Origin of the sequence: Sporosarcina sp. Marseille-Q4063, from assembly GCF_018309085.1 — a bacterium.
GTDB lineage: Bacteria > Bacillota > Bacilli > Bacillales_A > Planococcaceae > Sporosarcina.
The window spans coordinates 672,945-696,890 of sequence record NZ_CP070502.1 but is presented as its reverse complement, the minus strand read 5'-3'; the positions used below and the strand labels follow the sequence as shown (position 1 = coordinate 696,890).

General features: G+C 39.7%; 21 protein-coding genes, 1 pseudogene and 1 other annotated feature. Of the genes and pseudogenes, 19 read left to right on the top strand and 3 right to left on the bottom strand.

The window, feature by feature from the left end:
- Nucleotides 1–75 precede the first annotated feature (75 nt).
- The 9 genes from nrdR (at nucleotide 76) to JSQ81_RS03540 (ending at nucleotide 8,131) form a co-directional block, all read left to right on the top strand.
- Nucleotides 76–540 (top strand): transcriptional regulator NrdR, encoded by a 465-nt coding sequence (gene nrdR / locus JSQ81_RS03580; RefSeq protein ID WP_212606362.1) that lies wholly within the window; start codon nucleotides 76–78, stop codon nucleotides 538–540.
- 18 nt (nucleotides 541–558) lie between these two features.
- Complete coding sequence (locus JSQ81_RS03575; RefSeq protein WP_212606361.1) at nucleotides 559–1,923, top strand: replication initiation and membrane attachment family protein; 1,365 nt, start codon at nucleotides 559–561, stop codon at nucleotides 1,921–1,923.
- Between the two features lies 1 nt (nucleotide 1,924).
- Nucleotides 1,925–2,872 (top strand): primosomal protein DnaI, encoded by a 948-nt coding sequence (gene dnaI / locus JSQ81_RS03570; protein ID WP_212606360.1) that lies wholly within the window; start codon nucleotides 1,925–1,927, stop codon nucleotides 2,870–2,872.
- 24 nt (nucleotides 2,873–2,896) lie between these two features.
- Nucleotides 2,897–3,796, top strand: coding sequence for a hypothetical protein (locus tag JSQ81_RS03565; RefSeq protein ID WP_212606359.1), 900 nt, complete (start codon nucleotides 2,897–2,899; stop codon nucleotides 3,794–3,796).
- A gap of 370 nt (nucleotides 3,797–4,166) precedes the next feature.
- Nucleotides 4,167–6,098, top strand: coding sequence for a threonine--tRNA ligase (gene thrS / locus JSQ81_RS03560; protein WP_212606358.1), 1,932 nt, complete (start codon nucleotides 4,167–4,169; stop codon nucleotides 6,096–6,098).
- Between the two features lie 77 nt (nucleotides 6,099–6,175).
- Nucleotides 6,176–6,326, top strand: a sequence feature (ribosomal protein L20 leader region).
- A gap of 73 nt (nucleotides 6,327–6,399) precedes the next feature.
- Complete coding sequence (gene infC / locus JSQ81_RS03555) at nucleotides 6,400–6,903, top strand: translation initiation factor IF-3 (RefSeq protein WP_212606357.1); 504 nt, start codon at nucleotides 6,400–6,402, stop codon at nucleotides 6,901–6,903.
- A gap of 31 nt (nucleotides 6,904–6,934) precedes the next feature.
- A complete protein-coding gene (gene rpmI / locus JSQ81_RS03550) occupies nucleotides 6,935–7,135 on the top strand; it encodes a 50S ribosomal protein L35 (RefSeq protein WP_172368890.1) in 201 nt (66 codons plus the stop codon).
- 42 nt (nucleotides 7,136–7,177) lie between these two features.
- Nucleotides 7,178–7,537 carry a 50S ribosomal protein L20 gene (gene rplT, locus JSQ81_RS03545; protein ID WP_210468652.1) on the top strand — a complete coding sequence of 120 codons (360 nt, stop codon included), beginning with the start codon at nucleotides 7,178–7,180 and terminating at the stop codon, nucleotides 7,535–7,537.
- A gap of 303 nt (nucleotides 7,538–7,840) precedes the next feature.
- Complete coding sequence (locus tag JSQ81_RS03540) at nucleotides 7,841–8,131, top strand: DUF1294 domain-containing protein (protein WP_212606356.1); 291 nt, start codon at nucleotides 7,841–7,843, stop codon at nucleotides 8,129–8,131.
- Between the two features lie 43 nt (nucleotides 8,132–8,174).
- Here the strand turns inward: JSQ81_RS03540 and JSQ81_RS03535 are convergent, their stop codons facing one another.
- Nucleotides 8,175–8,552, bottom strand: a complete 378-nt coding sequence (locus JSQ81_RS03535) for a sigma-w pathway protein ysdB (protein WP_212606355.1) — start codon at nucleotides 8,550–8,552, stop codon at nucleotides 8,175–8,177.
- Nucleotides 8,553–8,643: 91 nt separating this feature from the next.
- Here JSQ81_RS03535 and JSQ81_RS03530 point away from each other — a divergent pair, with 91 nt between their 5' ends.
- The 6 genes from JSQ81_RS03530 to JSQ81_RS03505 all read left to right on the top strand — a co-directional run bounded on the left by JSQ81_RS03530 (nucleotide 8,644) and on the right by JSQ81_RS03505 (nucleotide 14,284).
- Nucleotides 8,644–9,129, top strand: coding sequence for a dUTP diphosphatase (locus JSQ81_RS03530; protein ID WP_212606354.1), 486 nt, complete (start codon nucleotides 8,644–8,646; stop codon nucleotides 9,127–9,129).
- A gap of 23 nt (nucleotides 9,130–9,152) precedes the next feature.
- On the top strand, nucleotides 9,153–9,989 hold the full coding sequence (locus JSQ81_RS03525) for a metallophosphoesterase (protein WP_212606353.1): 837 nt from the start codon (nucleotides 9,153–9,155) through the stop codon (nucleotides 9,987–9,989).
- A 270-nt stretch (nucleotides 9,990–10,259) separates the two neighbouring features.
- Entirely contained in the window at nucleotides 10,260–12,002 is a 1,743-nt protein-coding gene (locus tag JSQ81_RS03520) for a carbon starvation CstA family protein (protein WP_212606352.1), read from the top strand.
- Nucleotides 12,003–12,084: 82 nt separating this feature from the next.
- A complete protein-coding gene (locus JSQ81_RS03515) occupies nucleotides 12,085–12,330 on the top strand; it encodes a cory-CC-star protein (protein WP_210470399.1) in 246 nt (81 codons plus the stop codon).
- 30 nt (nucleotides 12,331–12,360) lie between these two features.
- Nucleotides 12,361–13,293, top strand: coding sequence for an ArsA family ATPase (locus tag JSQ81_RS03510; RefSeq protein ID WP_212606350.1), 933 nt, complete (start codon nucleotides 12,361–12,363; stop codon nucleotides 13,291–13,293).
- Between the two features lie 7 nt (nucleotides 13,294–13,300).
- The gene (locus JSQ81_RS03505) at nucleotides 13,301–14,284 is read left to right on the top strand and encodes a zinc-binding dehydrogenase (protein ID WP_212606349.1); all 984 of its coding nucleotides are present in this window, start codon (nucleotides 13,301–13,303) and stop codon (nucleotides 14,282–14,284) included.
- Between the two features lie 48 nt (nucleotides 14,285–14,332).
- Here the strand turns inward: JSQ81_RS03505 and JSQ81_RS03500 are convergent, their stop codons facing one another.
- Nucleotides 14,333–15,757 (bottom strand): tyrosine phenol-lyase, encoded by a 1,425-nt coding sequence (locus JSQ81_RS03500; protein ID WP_212606348.1) that lies wholly within the window; start codon nucleotides 15,755–15,757, stop codon nucleotides 14,333–14,335.
- Nucleotides 15,758–16,016: 259 nt separating this feature from the next.
- Here JSQ81_RS03500 and JSQ81_RS03495 point away from each other — a divergent pair, with 259 nt between their 5' ends.
- Complete coding sequence (locus JSQ81_RS03495; RefSeq protein WP_212607532.1) at nucleotides 16,017–17,132, top strand: RNA-guided endonuclease InsQ/TnpB family protein; 1,116 nt, start codon at nucleotides 16,017–16,019, stop codon at nucleotides 17,130–17,132.
- A gap of 209 nt (nucleotides 17,133–17,341) precedes the next feature.
- Nucleotides 17,342–19,021 carry a formate--tetrahydrofolate ligase gene (locus JSQ81_RS03490; RefSeq protein WP_212606347.1) on the top strand — a complete coding sequence of 560 codons (1,680 nt, stop codon included), beginning with the start codon at nucleotides 17,342–17,344 and terminating at the stop codon, nucleotides 19,019–19,021.
- 53 nt (nucleotides 19,022–19,074) lie between these two features.
- On the opposite strand, the gene JSQ81_RS03485 is transcribed toward JSQ81_RS03490, so the two are convergent.
- Nucleotides 19,075–20,772, bottom strand: a complete 1,698-nt coding sequence (locus JSQ81_RS03485; protein WP_212606346.1) for a M3 family oligoendopeptidase — start codon at nucleotides 20,770–20,772, stop codon at nucleotides 19,075–19,077.
- Between the two features lie 165 nt (nucleotides 20,773–20,937).
- Between JSQ81_RS03485 and JSQ81_RS03480 the strand changes: the two are divergent.
- Nucleotides 20,938–23,564: pseudogene (locus JSQ81_RS03480) on the top strand (cation-translocating P-type ATPase).
- A 78-nt stretch (nucleotides 23,565–23,642) separates the two neighbouring features.
- Nucleotides 23,643–23,927, top strand: a complete 285-nt coding sequence (locus tag JSQ81_RS03475) for a DUF6509 family protein (RefSeq protein WP_212606345.1) — start codon at nucleotides 23,643–23,645, stop codon at nucleotides 23,925–23,927.
- The last annotated feature ends 19 nt before the right edge of the window (nucleotides 23,928–23,946 follow it).

The following is a 23,946-nucleotide window of genomic DNA, read 5'->3' as shown; positions in this document are numbered from 1 at the left end:
ATGCTTTTGTTCTGTTTATCGACTTTTTCTGTTATAATCAATATACTATTAAAGGGAAAAGTGGAGGATTATCTTATGAAATGCCCGGCATGCCAATTTAATGGATCAAAAGTTGTTGATTCTCGACCTGCTGACAGCAACAGGTCAATTCGGCGACGAAGGGAATGCGAATCATGCGCTTTTCGTTTTACAACGTTCGAAAAAATTGAAGAAGCACCCCTGATTGTCGTGAAAAAAGATGGGTCGCGCGATGAATTCGACGGCGATAAAATCCTTCGCGGACTTATTCGTGCATGTGTGAAACGTCCTGTAAACCTTGATGATTTAAAAGATATTGTTTATGAAATTGAGAAAGATTTGAGAAGTTCTGGTATTGCGGAAGTGAATTCAGGTGATTTGGGCGAGTTGGTTTTGGAAAGACTAGCAGACGTTGATGAAGTTGCATATGTTCGATTTGCATCTGTTTACCGTGATTATCAGGATATTACCGTATTTATTGATGAACTGAAAAATCTTCAAACTAAATCGGAAGAGAATTAATGGAAGGTGTAGGTTTAAATGGTGGCGCTCTATAAAGAATTACAACCAGTGGATTCATTCAAAATACAGTTGTCGCACCCAATTTCGGACTATGACCGGCAACTTCTAACATTATTTTACCAACCGTTAATCGGGTCGGATGCAATGAGTTTGTTTATGACACTTTGGGCTGACGTGGAACATGATGACGACAGGGAATATACGCACTATTATCTTATGAATCTATTATCGATGCCACTGGACCCGATTTTTGAAGCTCGGATTTCACTCGAAGCAATTGGTCTATTGCGTACATATGTGAAAAGAGATGGTGATGCGAGGTCATTTATATATAAATTATACTCACCGCTTGGTGCAAAAGATTTTTTTAATGACCCTTTACTATCTACATTTTTATTTAGTAAAATTGGCGAACAACCATACAGAAATTTAAGAGCGCGTTTTGCAGCTGGAACGACAGAAGATGAAACCTTTAAAGAAGTCTCACGAACGTTTCTGGATGTTTACAAACCAGTTAACAACGGTTCAAGTGTAGATGAAGGTACTGAAATTATTGAAAGGAATCAATCTGAAGGCGTCCCATTCGTCAATTATGATTTTGATTTCAATCTCTTGAAGTCTGGATTATCAGAACAAATGGTGCCGCAAGCAGCCCTGGCGTCTGTCCCGAAGGAAACGATTTCAAAATTAGCATTTCTATATTCATTATCGCCGCTTGATATGCAGAAAGTGATTATGATGGCGTTGGATGAGGATTTGGAATTACCCGATGCCAGGCTTCGCCGCGCTGCCGCGGATTATTATAAAATGAGCATTTCAAAGGAAGCGCCCGTATTGCAAAAGGTGTATGCAAAACGGCAACCGCAGCAAGAAACAATTCAAAACGAAAAGCTTTCCCGTGAGGATGAATTGCTTCATTATCTTGAAAACACGCCGCCTGTCGACATGTTACGTGACCTTAATGATAAAGAACCACTTTCTGTGGATGTTCAATTAGCGGAACGGCTTATTAATACGCATGACTTGCCAATAGGCGTTGTAAACGTCCTCCTACAATATGTGCACATTCGTAACGATGGGAAAATAACAAATAACTATGTTGAACGAATCGCTTCGCATTGGATGAATAAAAAAGTTAGCACTGCGAAAGAAGCTTTGGAATTTTCTCGAAAAGAACATGACAAATACATGCAGTGGAAAAATGAAGGCCAAAAACCGGCTTCCAATAATAGACGGGGAACTGGTCGCGAGGCAATGGTTCCTGAATGGTTTTTCAAAAAAGATGAGAAAAAAGAACAACCTAAAAAGATGGATCCAGACGTGGAAGAACGTCGACGTAGATTGCTTGAAAATCTGAACGCAAGAAGAACAGAGGTGAAGTAAAATGGAACCACTTGGAGATGCATTAAAACGTGTGGTCAATGCGCCAAACTTTGCGGCGCGCTATGATGATTTGCGGATTGAAATCATGGGGAATCCAGGTATTCAAAAGTTTTTGTCCGAACATTCAACAGAAGTCAATGAACAGATGATTGATCGGAGTTTAGGAAACCTTTATGAATATTCTACTGCTTCTCATGGTTGCGATAAGTGCACTGATTTATCGAACTGTAAAAATATCATGAATGGATTTGAACCGAAACTAGTCATTAAACGCGACCTTATTGAAATTGAATATGTGAAGTGTCCATCAAAACTGACAGATGAAAACCGCAGGAAAACGGCTAGCATGATTGAAAGTATGCATATGCCAAAAGATGTGATGGAAGCACGATTACATGATATCGATTTGAATGAAAACTCGGATGTAAGCAGGATTTCAGTTGTAGAAGCTACAGATGCGTTTTTAGCCAGCTATGATCAAAATGGAGAATTACCTAAACGAGGCGTGTATATTTACGGACCTTTTGGAATCGGGAAATCATTCATTCTTGGTGCATTGGCAAATGAACTAGCAAATCGCGGCGTTAAAACAATTGTCGTGTATGTTCCAGAGTTTTTACGTGAAATTAAACAATCGATACAAGATCAAACACTAAATGAAAAAATAGATTTTGTTAAAAAAGCGCAAGTACTGATGTTAGACGATTTCGGAGCAGAGGCAATGTCAGCCTGGACGCGTGATGAAGTGCTCGGAACGATATTGCAATATCGCATGGCTGAGCAACTTCCAACCTTTTTTACGTCGAATTTAAGTTTCGACGAATTGGAGAATCACTTAACGTATACGCAACGCGGCGATAAAGACGTTGTGAAAGCAAGGCGTATCATGGAACGTATTAGAATGGTTTCGACTGATATAAAGTTAAGCGGAGAAAATAGGCGGAAATAATTAATTTGGTAATGGGGGATTTTTTTGAAGAAGTTAATAGCCATTTTAGGTACTGTAATTGTACTGATTGTATTGGGAACGTTTCTATTCAAAAACCAAGACCAGTCTAACGAACCTGAAAAAACGACTACTGAAACCAATAATAATGAAGAAACTAATTCCAAGGAAACAGATAATGAGAATGCCAAATCAGATTCATTCACGTTTGAGCCTTTTACATTAACGATGGAAGTCGATGATTTAGTGGAGGCTGGAAAGCCATTTGAAGTTGATGCATCTTTGAAAAATACATACAACGGGCCGGTCACATTAAAGGCAGGCAGTAAATGTACTGAAGAAGTAACTTTGGTTTTAACGCCATTTGAAGAATATCAAGAAGACCAATCGCCGCCAGCGTGTACAGATTTAACAAAAGATATCGAGGTTTTGGTAGGCGATTCACTTGATACTAAGGCGCAATTCACTGCAGAGAAAGATGGGAAATATATTGTTTCCGCCTACTTTGCAAATATGCCGTTAGTGAAGAAGGTCGTTACAGTTGGAACCGCCGCGAATTTTGATGTGAAAGAAGAATCTTCTAACCTAGGATCGCTTCAACTTAACGTAGTTGCGGAAAGTAAATTCGAAATGGGAGCGCCTGTTTATATTTCTAGCGCACTTTCCAATATGGGTGATAATTACATTAGTCTCAATGAAAATAGTTGCCAACTTGATATTGAGTTTAAAGTGACTGTAGATAATGAGGTCATTGAATTACCTGAAACCTATGGTCCATGCGAAGATGTGAATCGTAAATTCAATTTGCAATCAGGCGATACTATGAATGCATATACTACATTTATACCTGATAAAAAAGGAAAGTATACTGTAAAAGCACACCATGTGAACAACGTTACAACAATTCTTGAATTCGATGTAGATTAAAATTCAAGGAATATACTTGCAATTCATTTTGATACGGCGTATACTCAACTCTAATAAGAAATTAAATGCATTGATAAGGACAATAATTGTTTAGTCGACCGCCAGAGAACGGGGACATTGAGGGAAAGATTGAATTGTATCTTTCCCAATTGGCTGGAAGCCCTGTAGGAATGACGCGCAATTTACCACCTTTGAGCAGCATTGGCGAACATTCTAGTAACCAATGACGGATCCGGCCCGTTAGCCGAAGCAGAGCTTCTTTAATGACTTGTGCATTAAGAGAAGAAGGGTGGAACCACGAGCTATAGCTTCGTCCCTTTCCAGGGATGGGGCTTTTTTTGTTTTTTAAATTTAAAAGGAGTGTTTGCAAATGTCGAATGAAATTAAACTACAATTCCCGGATGGCGCAGTAAAGGAGTTTCCAAAAGGCACGACTACAGAAGATGTCGCGGCATCCATTAGTCCGGGGCTTCGCAGAAATGCGCTAGCGGGAAAATTAGATGGTACATTGATTGATTTTAAAACACCAATTTCAACTGACGGAGAAATTGCGATTATTACACCTGATTCACCAGAAGCACTTGAAATTTTACGTCATAGCTCGGCTCATGTACTTGCACAAGCAGTAAAACGTCTATTTAAAGATGCTAAATTCGGTGTTGGTCCAGTCATTGAAAATGGATTTTATTATGATATCGATTCATCGGTGCCAATCACTGCAGATGACTTGCCTGAAATCGAAAAAGAAATGAAGAAAATCGTCAACGAAAATATTGAAATTGTGCGTCGCGATGTTTCGCGTGATGAAGCAATTGAGTTATTTAAAGAAATTGGCGATGAATACAAATTAGAGTTGATTGAAGCGATACCTGAAGATGAACAAGTATCGATTTATGAACAAGGCGATTTCGTTGATCTATGTCGCGGTGTACACGTTCCATCTACTGCAAAACTAAAAGAATTCAAGCTGCTTAGCATTGCGGGAGCATACTGGCGAGGAGATTCAGATAACAAAATGCTTCAGCGTATTTATGGAACTGCATTTTTCAAAAAAGATGAGCTTAAAGCGCATTTGAAAATGCTTGAAGAAGCGAGAGAACGGGATCACCGAAGAATAGGTAGAGAACTCGATCTATTCATGAACTCGCAAAAAGTCGGGCAAGGACTTCCGATGTGGTTACCGAAAGGCGCGACTGTCCGTCGTATTATCGAACGTTATATCGTAGATAAAGAGGAAAGACTTGGTTATGATCACGTCTATACGCCAGTTCTAGGAAGTTCAGAACTGTATAAAACAAGTGGTCACTGGGATCATTACCAAGACGACATGTTCCCGGTCATGAGCATGGACAATGAAGATCTGGTTCTTCGCCCGATGAACTGCCCGCATCATATGATGATTTATAAAAATGGGATTCATTCCTACCGAAACCTGCCGCTTCGAATCGCGGAGCTCGGAACAATGCACCGTTACGAAATGTCGGGTGCGCTTTCGGGATTGCAGCGTGTACGCGGAATGACACTGAATGATGCGCATCTATTTGTTCGTCCGGATCAAATCCAAGACGAGTTTAAAAAAGTTGTTCAGCTAATTATCGATGTTTATAAAGACTTTAATATTACAGATTACTCATTCCGAGTTTCTTATCGTGACCCGGAAGATACTGAGAAGTATTTCGATGACGATGCCATGTGGGAACGCGCGCAGGCAATGTTAAAAGAAGCGATGGATGAACTTGATGTGGACTATATCGAAGTTGAAGGCGAAGCAGCATTTTACGGTCCGAAATTGGATGTTCAAGTGAAAACAGCGATTGGTATGGAAGAAACACTTTCCACAGTTCAACTCGATTTCCTTTTACCTGAGCGTTTTGATTTAACTTATATCGGCGAGGACGGAAAACACCATCGACCTGTCGTCATTCACCGCGGGGTTGTCGGCACGATGGAGCGTTTCGTTGCATACCTGATTGAAGAATATAAAGGTGCATTCCCGACATGGCTCGCACCAGTTCAAGTTCAAGTCATTCCAGTTTCACCAAATGCACATTTTGACTACGCAAATGATGTTCGCGAAAAACTTGTAGAAGCTGGATTCCGGGTGTCACTTGATGAGCGCGACGAAAAAATTGGTTACAAAATTCGTGAAGCGCAAATGCAAAAGGTACCGTATATGCTCGTTCTTGGAGACAAAGAAATTGAATCTGGTGAAGTAAACGTTCGTAAATACGGAGAACAGAAATCAGAAAGCATGAAATTTGAAGACTTTATTAATCAAGTTTCAGAAGAAGTAACTAAGTAATCTTGAATGTAATGGTTGACATTCGTTGTTTAGGATGGTAAGATAATAAAGGTAAGTTAATTATTGAATATAGTTTGTGGTATAAGAAGAGGCTACCCGCTTCTCACCTGATTGACGCGAATTCGTTGTTAGCAGGTCAGCACATTTATGAAGTATCGTACATGTTGATGTGCGTACACATATGCGGGTAGACAAATCCAATTTGTCTACTCGCTTTTTTATTTCCTATACAGTTGGTTATATCCAAACTATTTATTCTTAAGACAAGTTTACCCGGAGGTGGATTACTATTAGCAAAGACATGAACGTAAACCAGGGCATACGTGCCCGCGAGGTTCGCTTGATTGATCATAACGGCGAACAGCTTGGAATCAAAACTCGTAACGAAGCATTGGAAATTGCAACACGTGCTAACTTGGACTTAGTTCTTGTTGCACCAAAGGCAAAACCGCCAGTTGCTCGAATTATGGACTATGGAAAATTCAAGTTTGAGCAACAAAAGAGAGAACGTGAAGTTCGAAGAAACCAGAAAGTTATCCTTCTCAAAGAAGTGCGATTAAGCCCGACTATTGATGAACATGACTTTCAAACAAAACTTCGTAACGCAATTCGTTTCCTGCAGAATGGCGACAAAGTAAAAGCATCGATTCGTTTTAGAGGACGTGCGATTACGCATAAGGAAATCGGACAACGAGTACTTGACCGGTTTGCTGAAGAATGTAAAGAATTAGCAACAATTGAACAGAGACCGAAGATGGAAGGTCGCAGCATGTTCTTAGTGTTAGCACCGACTGTCGAGAAATAAGGTACAATGAAAGATTTAGGAGGAACCATTCATGGCTAAGATGAAAACACATAAGGGATCAGCGAAACGTTTCAAAAAGACAGGCACTGGAAAAGTAAAACGTGGCCGTGCTTACACAAGTCACCTTTTTGCAAACAAAACGACAAAAGCTAAACGTCACCTACGTAAAGCTTCACTTGTTTCTTCAGGAGACTACAAACGCATTCGTGAAATGATCACATACCTAAAATAATAAAAATACTAAATTCGAACAGAAAAGCAGGAGGTTATTACTATGCCACGTGTAAAGAGTGGAGTAGAAAGACGTAAACGCCGTAATCGCGTTTTAAAATTAGCAAAAGGTTACTATGGTTCTAAACATAGACTTTATAGAACAGCAAACGAACAAGTAATGAGATCATTTAACTATGCATACAGAGACCGTCGTCAAAGAAAACGTGATTTCCGTAAACTATGGATTACACGTATTAATGCGGCAGCTCGTATGAATGGTCTTTCATACAGCAATATGATGCACGGCTTGAAAGTAGCTGGAATTGACATCAACCGTAAAATGCTTGCTGACCTTGCAGTGTCTGACGCACAAGCGTTCACACAACTTGCAGATGCAGCGAAAAAAGCAGTTGCGAAATAATCAATGAAAATGAAACCGTCTTATCGCTTGGAGAAATTCAAGTGATGGCGGTTTTTTTATTGTTACTTAAGAAACTACAAAAATACTAACTGTGGCTATCTTCCAACCTAGAGATTTCACGTCCAGCTCCAGGCGCCAGCCCCTCGGGTCATAAGCCAATCAAGCTGGGAAGAATGCAGTTCAATTCTTCTTAGCTTGATTGGCTTATGCCTGTCTGGGCTGAACGGGCGCCTTCCGCTTTTGTTAAATAATTTCCCAAATGGGATAATTAAAGTGTAAACTATAATAAAGGGGGAAGTGCGAATGCAAACAGTGGTACTTATTTGGATTGCAATCATGTCGGTTTGGGCGTTCGCGACAATGGGCTATGATAAACGTCAATCGAAGGTAAAAGGGCAGAGAGTTCCTGAAAAAAACTTATGGTATCTAGCGATGCTTGGCGGGGGAATCGGCGCATATTTTGGTATGCAACTGTTCCGTCATAAAACTAGGCACACATCATTTCGTATCGGCTTTCTTATGTTAGCGATTCTTTATGGGGTGTTAATTTTTTATTTATTTGGCGTGACGCTGCCTACGAATTCATTTGCATGAAAAAAACTGTCAAAGAATGCGGGTGGCATTCCTGACAGTTCGATTAGTTCATTAATTTTTCGATTGGATTTTTCCAACTAATTTTTGCGGTCGGATAATTTGATAGAATTTCAGATTGAAGGAAATAAAAATCATCTTTGGTGAATCCTTGGAGTTTCGCTTCGTTTTTCACCCAAACGAAAATAGAGACAACATCAAATGAGGTTTCAGTCGTGCCCAAGTATTTTTCTCCTTCAAACATTGCACCTTTATACGTAATGAAGAAGTTTTTACGCACATTTCTTACATCATCATAGAAATAATAACGTTCCTCTTCATAAGCATCATCAAGTTTACGCTTCGGGTCGAATAAGTAACGAATCCCTCTGTAAAATAAATAAATAATAAATGCAATGATCACAAAGCGGATCACGAGTCCCATAAAGATCCCCCTTAACTAAATATACTTCTCTTCTATACGATTAACTTTGCAAAAGGTTTCACTTTAATAAAAATAAATCGGAGGTTATTTCATGAAGCTGACAAAATTATTTGAGATGCAGACAGAATTAGACGCTTTTATACAAAAACAGAGGACTACAAACGAGGATGTCTTTCAAGCAAAAGGGCTTGCACTTCTTGTTGAACTTGCAGAATTGGCAAATGAAACGAGAAGTTTTAAATTTTGGAGTTCAAAGGGTCCATCTGAAATTGAAGTTATACTTGAAGAATACGTCGATTCAATTCATTTCATATTATCGCTCGGCATCGAACTTGGATTCGAAACGATGACCAATTGGCCCGAAGGAAAAGTCGAAGGCGAACTAACTGAATTATTCTTGAAAACGACAGAATCGATTACATACTTTTTAAAAGATTTAACGATGGAGTCTTATGCGAATGTGTGGATTCACTACGGTTCGATTGCGGAGAAACTAGAGTTTTCACATGATGCAATTATCGAAGCTTATATCTTGAAGAACGAAGAAAATTATACACGTCAAAAAGTAGGCTATTAATAGCCTGTAGAAAGGAAAAGTAAATGCGCAAATTACTTTTAGCCGTCATAGTCATTGGAATCCTCGGATTCATTATCTATAAAGGGAATACAACAGTTGGAACTACAAATTATACGCTTAGTTCGAAACGGCTGCCAGCTAGTTTTGACGGTTATAAAATAGTCCAGTTATCCGATTTGCATGACGCGGTGTTTGGTGAAAAGCATGCGGATATCGTGAATGAAGTCGTGAAGATTGCTCCTGATGCTATCTATATAACTGGTGACTTCATTGATAGAAATCGTTATGACTTGGAACAAAGTTTGCTTCTTGTTGAGGCGATTAAAGATGTGGCACCAATTTATTATGTAACTGGTAATCATGAAATATCCATAAATGATGTTGATCGAATTAAGAGTTCACTACAAGAATTAGGTGTACATGTTCTAACAGATGAGAGAGAAATACTTTCTTCTCCCGAAGGTGAAAAAATCTTAATCGGGGGAATTGAAGATCCGCTTAGCAGTCTGGGAGATGAACAAGTTACAGTTGAAAGAGCTGTGGAGAAAGCTTTTGATGGCGTTCCACAAGAGATGTTTAAAATATTGCTGTCGCATCGTCCTGAACATTTTGATGTATATGTTCGAAATGGCATTGATGTAACTTTTAGTGGCCATGCGCACGGTGGGCAAGTTCGAATTCCGGGTATTGGCGGGCTCATTTCACCTGGGCAAGGAATATTTCCGAAATTGACATCGGGAATTCATGAAAAAGATGGAAGCCAACTAGTAGTCAGCCGCGGAATTGGAAATAGCCTTTTCCCGGTTCGAGTATTCAACAAACCTGAAATCGTTGTGGTGACTTTAAAGAAAAATTATTGAAGAGGCATTAACTTGTTTGTTAGACAAGTTAATGCTTTTTTCTATGTCAAATTAATTAAAAATTCGACATAATCCAATGGTAGTGTATATTTAATTCGGAATTACATGTATAATCAGATTCCAAGAGGTGAAATTGCAATCTCTGATTCCATTCTTCTTGACAATAGTTTTTCATATGATGGATGGACAACTGAAATAAGATGGAGGTGTTGTGAACAGCAGAGTTTGAGCTAATGGGGATGATAAATTAATGGGGGAGGAGAAAAGTTTATGAATGCAATTGTACTAGCACTAATCGGAATGATTATTTTAGGGTTAGGTTACCGTTACTATTCAAAGTTTGTTGCAGAAAAAATCTTCCGTCTCGATCCGAATTACATTACGCCAGCACATCGGTATAAAGACGATGTGGACTTTGTTCCAACAAATAAATTTGTATTATGGGGACACCACTTTACATCCGTCGCGGGCGCTGCTCCTATCGTCGGTCCGGCAATCGCAGTTTATTGGGGATGGCTCCCAGCGTTCCTGTGGGTTATTTTAGGAACAGTATTTGCGGCAGGGGTCCATGATTTTGGAACCCTCGTATTATCCGTTCGAAATAAAGGACAATCTGTCGGTACTTTAGCGCATAGATTGATAGGTCAGCGTGCCAAAATATTATTCTTATTTATCATTTTAATACTAGTGTTGATGGTCAACGCTGTTTTTGCATGGGTTATTTCGAATTTGTTTATTCAATTCCCAGCAAGTGTATTCCCGGTATTTATACAGATTCCATTGGCCATATGGATAGGTCATATCGTTTATAAAAAGAAACAAAAAATGCTTGTGCCATCACTTATTGCACTCGCAGTCATGTATATTGCAGCCGTATTCTCGAGCCAATACAGTTTTCTTCAAATCGACCTGGTAAGGTATATGGGCGGCGAAGGCGGTACTGGATTATTTGGTCTTGGTGCGATATCTACAGCTTTCTTCATCTGGATTGTCGTATTGATGGTCTATGTTTATATTGCCTCCGTCTTACCGGTTTGGAAGCTTTTACAACCGCGTGACTTTATCAACTCGCATCAGCTTGTCGTTGGATTGGGGATCTTGTATTTAGGATTGCTATTTGTGAATCCTAAAATTACAGCGCCAATAACGAATACAGCAGTAGGCGATGTTTCATGGTTTCCACTTCTGTTCATAACGATTGCGTGTGGAGCAATTTCAGGTTTTCATGGGCTTGTTTCTTCGGGAACTTCTTCTAAACAACTTGATAAAGAAACAGATGCTCGTTTTGTCGGATATTTGGGTGCGGTAGGCGAAGGGGTATTAGCTTTAATCGCGATTATCGCGGCGATTACATTCTTCCCAAGTAAAGAAGAATTTCTTGCGACGTACTCAAGTTTCGGTGCTGCAAGTTCGGGGGGACTCGGCGTATTCATTAAAGGCGCTAGTAATCTAGCATCTGGACTCGGTATCCCGGCAAGTATTTCAACAACAATCGTTTCGATCATTGTTGTAAGCTTTGCGGCTACTACGCTTGACTCGTCACTCCGTTTAATGCGATATATCATCGCTGAATTAGGTGTCGAATACAAAATGCCAGTCTTGGAGAAAAAACATGTTGCAACTTCAATTGCCGTATTTGCAAGTGCGGCACTTGTGTTACTTCCAAAAGGTCCACAAGGATTAGGTTCAGGCGGGTATTTGCTATGGCCTTTATTTGGAACAGCGAACCAGCTATTAGCTGGAATAAGTTTGCTTCTCATTTCAATATGGCTGAAGCGGCTAGGCAGGAACTATCTCGTCACCATAATTCCGATGGTTTTCGTCATGTTTATGACATTATGGGCGATGTTCCAGCAAGTAATTTTCCAATGGTCCTGGTTCGGGAATGATTCGAATTTGTTACTGTTTATCTTTGGTGCAGTCATCTTCGTGTTCGCGATATGGATCATGCTGACCGCATTTTCCGCACTTTCAGGCAAATATGATGATAAGATAATAACAGAAGACGAGTGATTGCTAGGGAGAAGGATTTCTGTTTCGGCAGGATTCCTTCTTTACGTATTATCGAAGAGGGGTGAATCTTTTGCTCGATAAAATGAAAGCGCTTGTGAATTGGTACGAAGAAGTCTTAAGCATGCCGCATCGCCGAGAAGTCGCGAGCGAATTGAGGGATGAAGATGATTTATTTCTATTACTCTTATATTCAGAAATGATTGGGATTCCGAATCCTGCGTATTATTACACGCTCGAATTATATCCTTATATGATGGAGAAATTTCATGACTGGCATTTACGGATGGGCATGGAAAAATCACCGTTATCGGGGTTTCGATGTTGTTGAGTTAGATTAAAGGGGGAGTGGGTTATCAAGATGGATGTCTTAACAAAAAACATTGTTTTTGTCGGAGGCAAGGGGGGCGTAGGAAAATCTACATCGGCTGCGGCAATCGCACTACAATCCGCGGAACAAGGATTTAAAACATTACTCATTTCAACGGATCCAGCGCATAACGTAGGGGATATATTCAGTACGAAAATTGGCGGAAAAACAAAGGAAATTGCCGATAATTTATATGCATTAGAAATAGACCCCGAAATTGAAACGGAAAATTATATTAAAAGCGTGAAAGAAAATATTCGAGGCGTTGTCCAATCTGGAATGATGGAAGAAGTTCATCGCCAATTGGACACGGCCAAAGCATCGCCAGGAGCGGATGAAGCAGCGCTATTTGATAAATTGATCAGTATTATATTAGAAGAACGCGCAAATTTCGATAAGCTCGTTTTCGATACCGCGCCAACGGGTCACACCATTCGCTTACTTTCGTTACCGGAATTAATGGGCGTATGGATTAAAGGATTACTGGACAAGCGAAGAACGACCAATGAAAATTATTCAAGACTTATCAATGACGGCGAACCCGTAGAGGATCCGATATACGATGTTTTACGTATTAGACAATCGCGTTTTTCGGAGGCGAGAGAAGTACTGCTCGATAAGAAGCAAACAGGATTTATTTTCGTTCTGAATCCGGAACGTTTACCGATACTGGAAACAAAGAAAGCAATTGAACTTTTAAATAAATACGAGTTAGTCGTGTCGACGCTTATTATCAATAAAGTGCTGCCTGAAGAGGCTGATGGCGATTTTATCATGGAACGGAAAAAACATGAGAAACAATATATTGAATTGATTAAAGAAACTTTTACCAGGCAACAACTGATTTTTGTACCTCTATTCTCACAAGATATTATTAGTGAAAAGCAACTGGCATTGTTCAGTGAATACTTTGGAAAAGGATGATTGAAAAATGAAAGCATTTGTACATGAACTCGGCGAATTAAAAATTAGTGAAGTGAATGAACCAGTAGCAAATAAAAGGGAGGTAGTCGTTAAACTCCGCACTGCAGGCTTGAATCGACGCGATTTATACATACCTAATCGTCGCGGGGATGAGGCAGATGCCCTCGTGTTAGGTTCTGACGGTGCCGGCGTTATCGATTCAGTTGGAGAAGGTGTAACAGACTTTGCAGTTGGTGACGAAGTAATTATAAATCCGGCTTTAAGATGGGAGACTAATAGTGTTGCCCCGCCAGAAGGGTTTGATATTTTAGGCATGCCAGACAATGGCACGTTTGCCCAAAAGATTGTCATCTCTTCAGAGCAAGTTGAATTAAAACCGAAGCACCTAACTTGGGAAGAGGCTGGCGTACTGGCCTTGTCCGCATTAACGGGTTACCGTGCCTTATTTACAAAAGGAAATTTGAAAGAAGGGGAAACAGTTTTCATACCAGGTGCGGGTAGCGGCGTGGCCACTTATTTAATTTCATTTGCCAAAAATATCGGGGCCCGCGTTATCGTGACATCTCGAAGCGAGGAAAAGCGTCAACATGCACTTGAATTAGGTGCGGATATTGCGCTAGATACGAATGGCGATTGGAAACAAGAATTGGATGGAGAAACTATTGATTTAGTAATTGAAAGTGTTGGTCGAGCGACATTTAATCGTTCTTTGGAAGTCTTAAAAAAAGGCGGACGAATCGTTGTATTCGGGGCAACTACGGAAGACACTGTAGAGTTGGATTTACGAAACTTTTTCTACAGCCAATTTCAATTACTCGGTTCTACTATGGGAAGCAGGGAAGAGTTACGTGAGATGATTGCCCATATTGAGAAATACGAAACACATCCGGTTGTTGATAAGACATTTACACTAGATGATGCAGTTAAGGCGTTTGATTATCTCGAACAGAGTAAAAACTTTGGCAAGGTTGCATTTCGAATAAGCGAATAAGTGAAAAACCCTCCCGTGTGAATGAATTCATTCATGGGAGGATTTCCTTTATTCAATCGAAACTTTTTTGTTTTGCTCGCTAATTAATTCGTTGCTAGTAGCCAACGGGGAAAATCGTGCATTGAAAAATCGTAACGTAGGCGGTTCGTAATCCATTTTAAGCCCGCCAATCTCATCCCGTTTTTCAAACAGATCAACGATTGAATCTACGACAACGTCCATATGATTATTCGTGTAAACTCTTCTAGGAATCGTTAAGCGGACAAGTTCAAGCTCGGGTCTATTATTTTCGCCCGTTTCGATATTGCGGCCCGCGGAAATAATGCCTCTTTCCATACTGCGAACACCTGAGTCAAGATAGAGTGCAGCAGCTAAAGCTTGTGCCGGAAACTCATCTTGTTTTAAATGCGGGAGAAATGACTTTGCATCTAGAAAGACCGCGTGGCCTCCAATCGGCAACACGATCGGTACACCGGCTTCAATCAATTGATTGCCGAGATGGCGAACTTGCCCGATGCGATGTTCAATATAATGATCGTCAACGGCTTCTCGAATACCGATAGCCATCGCTTCCATATCCCGTCCAGCCATTCCGCCGTAAGAAGGCATTCCTTCATACACGACGACAAGTTCGCGCGACCGAATATAAAGTTGTTCGTCATTCATAGCAAGAAAACCACCGATATTGACTAAACAATCTTTTTTACCGCTCATTGTGCAACCATCGGAATACGATAACATTTCCTTTAAGATTTGAGCAATCGGCTTTTCAGCGAAACCTTCTTCACGTTCTTTAATAAAGAAAGCGTTTTCAACGCATCGGGTCGCATCGAAAAAAACATCAATATTATGCGTTTGACAAAGTTCATATACGTCTTTCATATTTTGCATGCTAACCGGCTGTCCACCTGCTAAATTGACAGTAACGGCTAAACAAACATATGGAATTTTTTCAGCTCCGACTTCGTCGATTAATTTCTGGAGTTTCCCTAAGTCGATATTGCCTTTAAAAGGATGGTCGATTGTCGGATTATGCGCTTCGTCGATAATAATATCAACAAACTTTGCGCCGTTCATTTCTTGATGCGCGCGAGTCGTTGTAAAATACATATTCCCGGGAACGTAGTCGCCATCTTTAATTTTTAATTGAGATAAAATATTTTCAGCGCCGCGCCCTTGATGAGTCGGCAAAACGAATTGATAACCGTAAAAGTCCTGCACAGCCTTTTCAAGTTTTTTCCAACTTTTACTCCCGGCATAAGCTTCATCCCCGGTCATAAGTGCTCCCCATTGTTCATCACTCATTGCTGTCGTCCCACTATCGGTCAAAAGATCGATATAAACATCTTCGGAATCAATCAGAAACGTATTATAGCCCGCTCGTTTCAAAGATTCTTTTCTTTCTTCATAGGATAGCATCGAAAGTGTTTCTACGCTTTTGATTTTGTAAGGTTCAGCCGTTCTTCTTCCCAAGATCCCCAGCCCCTTTTTTCAAATTATCAATCTCTTTAACTATATATTTTTTATTTACTTATTTCAATTATCAGAGCCTTCTTATTTTCGTCGATATATTTTCACCAAGTGCAGGCTAGGAAGCCTAAGGATTTATCCGTGGAAGGAATTGTCGCAATACAGTGTTAATGTTTGGTATAATGAGAATAGAATATACCATACCTTAAGGGCAACTCATTTATACCCTTAAATAATATTCAAGGAGGTGTAGCAGAAGATGATGGATATTACTATTACCGCTAAAATCAGACTTTATCCTAATGAAAAGGATAAACCTAAATTATTAGATACGGCCCGCGCTTTTAGAGAAGCTCTTAATTTTGCATCGGGGATCGCACATAGGTCCAACATCAGAGTGAATAGTAGTTTGCAAAAAATAACCTATCAATCATTAAGAGAAAAATTCAAATTGAAATCTCAAATGGCTTGTAGTGTAAGTAGGTCTGTTGTAGCGAAATATAAATCTATGGACTCAAATGGAGTCAAAAATACTCTAGCAATTTATAAGCGTTCTGAATATGATTTGGTTCGTAATCGTGATTACAGCTTTAGAGGAGATACAATCTCCTTAAACACTATCTATGGTCGAGTTGTTTCGAATTACAATACCAAAGGTATGAAAAACTTTTTCAACGGCACTTGGAAATTTGGTACAGCTAAATTAATTGCAAGGAAGAATAAGTATTATTTGCACATCCCTATGTCGAAAAAAGTTCCGACTTTAGACCAAAATAACCTTATGAATCTGGTGGGTGTTGATTTAGGCATCAATTTCATCGCCACCATCTATGATAATAGTGGGAAAACACAATTTTTTAGCGGTAAGCAAATTAAACAAAAAAGAGCCCACTTTAAAATGTTGCGACAAGAACTTCAAAGGAAGCGGACACCTTCTGCTCGCCGAAGACTGAAGAAAATTGGTGGACGAGAGAACCGTTGGATGACTGATGTAAATCATCAGATAACTAAGACACTCGTAAACCAATATGGCGAAAATACGCTTTTTGTTTTGGAAAATTTATCGGGCATCAGAAAATCCCTCGAAAAAGTACGTAGAAAAAATAGATATACCTCTGTTTCTTGGGCTTTTGCCCAATTTAGAGACTTCTTAACTTATAAATCGCAGCTTTGTAAATCCGAGGTCTTATTAGTGGATCCTAAATACACTTCGCAAGATTGTCCGAAATGTAGCCATAGAGATAAAAACAATAGGAACAAAAGGCTGCGACTTTTTACTTGCAAGAAATGTAATTATAGCTCTAATGATGATCGCATTGGAGCTATGAATCTCTATAATAAGGGAAGTTTGAAGTACCTTGGTAGAGTATCTGCCTAGCATTGCTAGCCAGGTAGGGTGGATGTCAGTCTGCCCATGATGTAACGCCAGTGGTTTTTTTGGCCATTGTAAAGGTAGGAGTTCCGAAGGAACGCTATACTACCGGGCGGTTACAAGCCCCCGACTTAGTCGTGGGGTAGCTGACAATATGTCTGTCTATCCTATGAAATGAGCGATATAATAGAAGAAAAGGGAAAGTGGGGATGGAAATGACTAGAAAAGTTGAACCGCTCACTGATTTGGAAATTGCAACACGCGCTGAAATGAAATCAATTTGGGATATTGCTTTCGCGGCAGGTATTCCTGAGGAAGCAGTTGAACCATTTGGCAGATATAAAGCAAAAATTGATGTTACAAAATTAAAGAAAACAACAACAAAAGGAAAAGTTATTCTTGTCACAGCAATTAGCCCGACTCCGGCTGGTGAAGGAAAATCGACAGTAACTGTAGGACTTGCTGATGCATTTACAAAACTTAATGAAAAAGTGATGATTGCATTGCGCGAGCCTTCACTCGGGCCTGTCATGGGCATGAAAGGCGGAGCCACTGGCGGCGGATATGCTCAGGTGCTTCCAATGGAGGAAATTAATCTACATTTTAATGGTGATATCCATGCAATTACAACAGCAAATAATGCTTTAAGTGCACTCATTGATAATCATCTACATAGGGGTAACGAGTTGCAATTAGACCCTCGTAGAATCACATGGAAACGAGTTCTTGATATGAATGACCGAGCGTTGCGACATGTGACAATAGGCCTCGGCGGACCCGCACAAGGAATTCCGCGTGAAGATGGTTTTGATATTACAGTCGCCTCTGAAATCATGGCAGTCTTTTGTTTAGCAAAGGACCTAATTGACTTAAAAGAACGTATTTCACGCATTGTCATCGGTTACACATATAAAAAGGAAGCGGTTACAGTCGCTGATCTTGGCGTTGAAGGCGCGTTGACGTTATTGCTTAAAGAAGCATTTAAACCGAACTTGGTGCAGACGATTGAAGGCACGCCGGCATTAATTCACGGAGGACCTTTCGCGAATATTGCGCATGGCTGCAACTCTTTAATTGCAACGAATACTGCAAGGCACCTTGCTGACTTTGTCATTACAGAAGCGGGATTTGGTTCAGATCTAGGCGCAGAAAAATTCATGAATATTAAAGCAAGGCAAGGGGGCTTTTCACCAGATGCGGTCGTGGTCGTAGCAACCGTTCGTGCCCTTAAAATGCACGGTGGTGTATTAAAAAGTGACCTGGCCATTGAAAATACAGAAGCAGTCATTCAAGGGCTTCCAAATTTAGCAAAACATATTGAGACAATTCGTACTTTCGGAGTAGAGCCTGTCGTCGGGATCAACCGTTTCATCAAGGACTCCCCGTCTGAAATAGATGCCATTCTAAATTGGTGTAAAGAGAAGGGGATTCGTGTGGCAATCGCAAATGTTTGGGAAGACGGAGGAGAAGGCGGCATAGAGCTAGCGAAAGAGGTGCTCGATGTGCTTAACGAACCAAACAATTTCGCTGCTTTATATGATGTCGAAGAATCCATCTACAATAAAGTTCGTAAAATTGTACAACAAGTTTACGGCGGGGAAGATGTTATTTTTACTGACCAAGCACAACGCAATATGAAAGACATCGAACGAAATGGGTGGGACGTCTTGCCGATTTGCATGGCGAAAACACAGTATTCATTTTCAGACGAGCCTAAACTTTTGGGACGGCCTGAAGGTTTTTCAATTACTGTGCGCGAAATTATCCCTAAACTCGGCGCAGGTTTCTTAGTCTGCCTAACAGGCGATATTATGACGATGCCAGGGTTACCAAAATCACCGGCAGCATTAAATATGGATGTTGATGAAAATGGAAATGCGATCGGTTTGATGTAGCGTGAATTAATAATGGGACTGTCCGATATAATTTGGACAGTCCCATTGTTTTCTTATAATGCTTTATCGTCTACTGAATCTAACCAAGATTCTATTGTTCCAATTACTGATTCAACACAGCCATCTGCAAACGGTGAAATCAGATTGGCTTCAGCAACTAGCTCCGTGAATGGTTTTGATCCGCCAAGTTTACAAAGATGCAAGTAATCTTTCCACGCGCTCTCTTGATCTTCTTGTGAACGTTTCCAAAATTGGAACGCGCAAATTTGTGCAAGTGTATAGTCGATATAATAAAACGGTGATTGATAGATATGACCTTGGCGTTGCCAAACACTGCCCGATTCCAAGTAATGAATGCCATCATAATCGCGTGAAGGCAAATAAGTCGCTTCGATTTCTTTCCATGCAGCTTTACGTTCAGCTGGTGTCATTTCAGGATTTTCATATACAGCATGTTGAAACTCGTCAACTGCTACGCCATACGGTAAAAATAGAAGACTGCTACTTAAATGGGCGAATTTATATTTATCAGTCTGTTCTTTGAAAAACAATTCCATCCAAGGCCAAGTGAAAAATTCCATGCTCATCGAGTGGATTTCTGCACCTTCATGCGTCGGCCACATGTATTCAGGAATACCGATATTGCGACTGCAATAGACTTGGAAGGCATGCCCGGCTTCATGTGTTAATACATCGATATCTCCAGAAGTACCATTGAAGTTTGAAAAGATAAAAGGGGAGTCATAATTATCGATAAAGGTACAATAACCGCCTGCCTCTTTGCCTGTTTTCGCTTCAAGGTCCATCAAGTTTTTATCAGTCATGTACCGGAAAAACTCATCTGTTTCAGGTGATAACTCGGCATACATTTTTTTACCGTTTTCAATAATCCACTCAGGACTGCCCTGCGGTGTTGCATTTCCGGTTAAGAAGTTAAGGGATTGATCATAAAACTTTAATGTATCAACTTCGATTCGTTCCGCTTGGCGTTCATATAAACGATTCGCTAGAGGAACGATGTGGTCTCTAACTTGATCGCGGAAGTTTTTAACCATTTCAGCATTGTAACCAATTCGATTCATACGTAAGTAGCCAAGTTCTACAAAGTTCTTAAACCCTAAAGTCGTTGCGATTTCATGACGTAGTTTAACGAGCTTGTCGTATATTTCATCAAACTTGTCGCCATTGTCAGCGTAGAACTTATAAGAAGCTTCCATGGCAGATTTTCGAACTGAGCGTTCTGTTGACTCAGCATATGGTGCTAATTGTGCTAGCGTCAATGTTTTACCGTCAAACTCAATCTGTGCCGAAGCAACGAGTTTCGAGTAATCAGAAGCCAATTTATTTTCCTGTTGTAAAAGAGGCAGAACTTCTGGCGAAAAAGATTTAATAGAGTTTTCTGCGAGTGCAAATAATTGTGCACCCCATTTTTCTTCGAGTTGTTTTCTAAATGGAGTGGATACAAGTTCTTTGTAATATGCAGTATCAAGTTCTTGATATTCAGGTTCAATTTCATCAAAATAATCACGTTCTTTTTGATAAAACTCATCATTTGTATTAATGGAAGCACGAATGTAAACAAGATTGGCTTGTGTTGAAAATTCATTTCCGATGGCAATGATTTTTTCAATAACTTCATTTTGCTGTTCAAACGAGCTTGCATTTCGGAATTCTGCAAGAAAAACTTTAAATTCATTTTTAATTTCATTCATGTCGGGTCTAACATATTGAAAATCTTCAAATTTCAACAACTCTATTACCTCCTAAGTATTAAGTGAAATGCCGCACAATTACTATTCTTCATTACTTTTATAAAAAAAGCAATACTTATTCAAAAGTTGTTTTCATGGCTATATAATATAATCATATGTTTATTAGAGACTTGATAATAGTACAGAAATAGGAGGCAATCTGCAGTGCATAATCAGCTACCTGAAACAAATCCATCGGTTGGATTAAGCGAAGAAGAAGCGGCTCGAAAATTAAAAGAGTTCGGTCCGAACAAATTACAAGGTTCTAAACGAGTTTCAATATTCCAGCGTCTCTTTGCCCAAATTAATAACGCCTTAATTTACGTTCTGATTATCGCCTCTGTCATTTCTGGTATTTTAGGTGAAATAACAGATTCAATTATAATCGGAGTCGTTGTAGTCATTAATGCCATTGTTGGCGTCATTCAAGAATCCAAAGCTGAAGAAGCACTTGAAGCGTTACAAAATATGTCTACGCCAAAAGCATTGGTCAGAAGAGGGGGTAAGCAACAAGAAATATCCTCGGAAGAAGTTGTTGTTGGCGATATCATTATACTAGACGCAGGCAGATACATTCCATGTGACTTAAAGTTGGTTGAATCTGTGAATCTAAAAGTTGAAGAAGCGGTACTGACGGGTGAATCTGTTCCGGTAGATAAAAATGCAGATTTTATTGGAGACGAATCAATGCCAATAGGAGACAGAAAAGATTTAGCATTTGCGTCTACATTGGCCACAAATGGTCGGGCAACGGGTATCGCTATTGCGACCGGAATGGAAACAGAAATAGGTAAGATTGCGACAATGCTCCATACAGCAAAAGACGAAGAAACCCCTTTGCAGAAAAATCTTGCTCAGTTAGGCAAGTATCTAGGGATTGCCGCATTAACAATATGTGCGGTTATTTTCATAATTGGCGTTTTCCAAGGCCGCGGGTATTTAGAAATGTTTATGTTAGCGGTGAGCTTAGCTGTTGCGGCAATACCTGAAGGAATGCCGGCTATCGTGTCCATTGTCCTTGCAATTGGTGTGCAACGAATGATTAAGCAAAATGTCATCATTCAAAATTGCCTGCTGTTGAAGCGTTAGGGTCCGTCAATGTCATCTGTTCTGATAAAACAGGTACGTTAACACAAAATCGAATGACAGTAACAAAGTTCTTTGTTGGAAATAATTTATTTAATCTATCCGAAACCAATTCTGAAGATTATCTTCAACAAGGTCTTTTCAAAAACATTTTACTTTGTAATGATTCGACTTATACGCCAACTAATGAAACGGGCGATCCTACTGAAATCGCATTACTTGTTGCGAGCGAGAAGTTTGGTCTGAACAAAGCGAAACTCGAACGAAGTATTCCGAGAGTTGCCGAGATACCCTTCGATTCAACACGCAAATTGATGACGACCATTCATGAGAATGATTCCAAAGTTTTGTCTCAAACGAAAGGGGCGATAGATAGCATACTGCCAAGGTGTACATATATTGAAACAAATGATGGACCGGTCTTGTTGAAAGAGGCTATGCGTAAAACAATTGAAGAAGCTGCTGAATCGATGTCTTCCGAGGCATTACGAGTACTGGGGTCAGCTTATAAAAAGGTAGATAAGTTGGACGGTATTGATCTTGAATCATTCGAAGAGGAAATGACGTTTATTGGTTTAGTGGGTATGATTGATCCACCTCGTGAAGAAGTTAAAGAATCCATTAAGTTGACGAAAAATGCTGGCATCCGAACCGTGATGATAACAGGCGATCATAAAGATACGGCATTTGCGATTGCGAGCGATTTAGGAATCGCTACAGATAAAATGGAAGTAATTGAAGGGAAAATCCTTGATGGTTTATCCGAAGAAGAATTACTTGAAAAAAGTGAGCATCTAAATGTTTACGCACGTGTTTCACCAAAACACAAGGTAAGAATTGTCCAAGCCTTGAAAACGAAAGGGAACACCGTTTCAATGACGGGTGACGGGGTAAATGATGCACCATCGTTAAAATCTGCAGATGTTGGTGTAGCTATGGGAATCACCGGTACTGATGTCGCAAAAGGCGCATCAGATATGGTGTTAACAGACGATAACTTTTCATCTATTGTTAAAGCGATTGAAGAAGGACGCACCATCTATCGAAATATTAAAAAGTCAATTTTATTTCTGTTATCGTGTAATTTAGGTGAAATCATTGCATTATTTACAGCTATTGCACTTGGATGGCCACTAATTTTAAGACCCATCCATATTTTGTGGATAAATCTTGTAACAGATATGTTTCCTGCACTTTCTTTAGGAGTTGACCCGGAAGAGTCTGGCGTAATGAAGGAAAAGCCTAGGAACCAAAAAGAAACCATATTTAAAGATGCACTGCCGTTTTTATTTTTCAATGGACTTCTTATAGGTGCAATTACACTTATTGCATTTATGATTGGAATTTATTCATCAAGGCAGTATACAGGGAGTTTTCTTTCAATGTTTAGGGAAACAATTTCAGAATCAGCACTGATTCATGGGCAGACAATGGCATTTATAGCGCTCAGCTTCGCACAACTAGCCCATTCCTTAAATTTTAGATCGAGGGAAGAATCCATATTTAAAGCTGGTATTTTCAAGAATAAATTCTTGATTTATTCGATATTATTGGGGATAGTCCTACAAATAACGATTGTATCGGTTGGCCCGATTGCTTCTATATTTAGTGTGCAGTCATTATCAATGGCGAATTGGCTGACAATCCTGGGGTTAAGCATTTTACCGATCGTCATAAATGAAATAGTAAAATTAGCGAAACGGTAAATGTAATTCATTCATTGTATTATGTTCAAAATGGGATTCGTGTTAGAATAGATAGTTGAATGTGAGGATGATTTTTAAATGGAAATAAATGAATATATTGTTGAACAACTTGTTGATCCAACAGGTTTGATCCAAGGTGATCGCTATGAATTTCGATTATATATAACGCTTGATGAAGATGACGATCTATACACGGAAGCCGGCATTGGTGTTCGTACAATTTTTGCTGTGGATGAACAAGGTGAACGTGTTGTCGTTGCTCACTTTTTCGAACGGGAAACGGATGCTTTTATTGATTTTCAATTAGATGAAGATGAACTTTTGGAAGTCGAGAAATTTTGCAAACAGCATTACCAAGAATAAAAAGTGAATCCTACTCTAT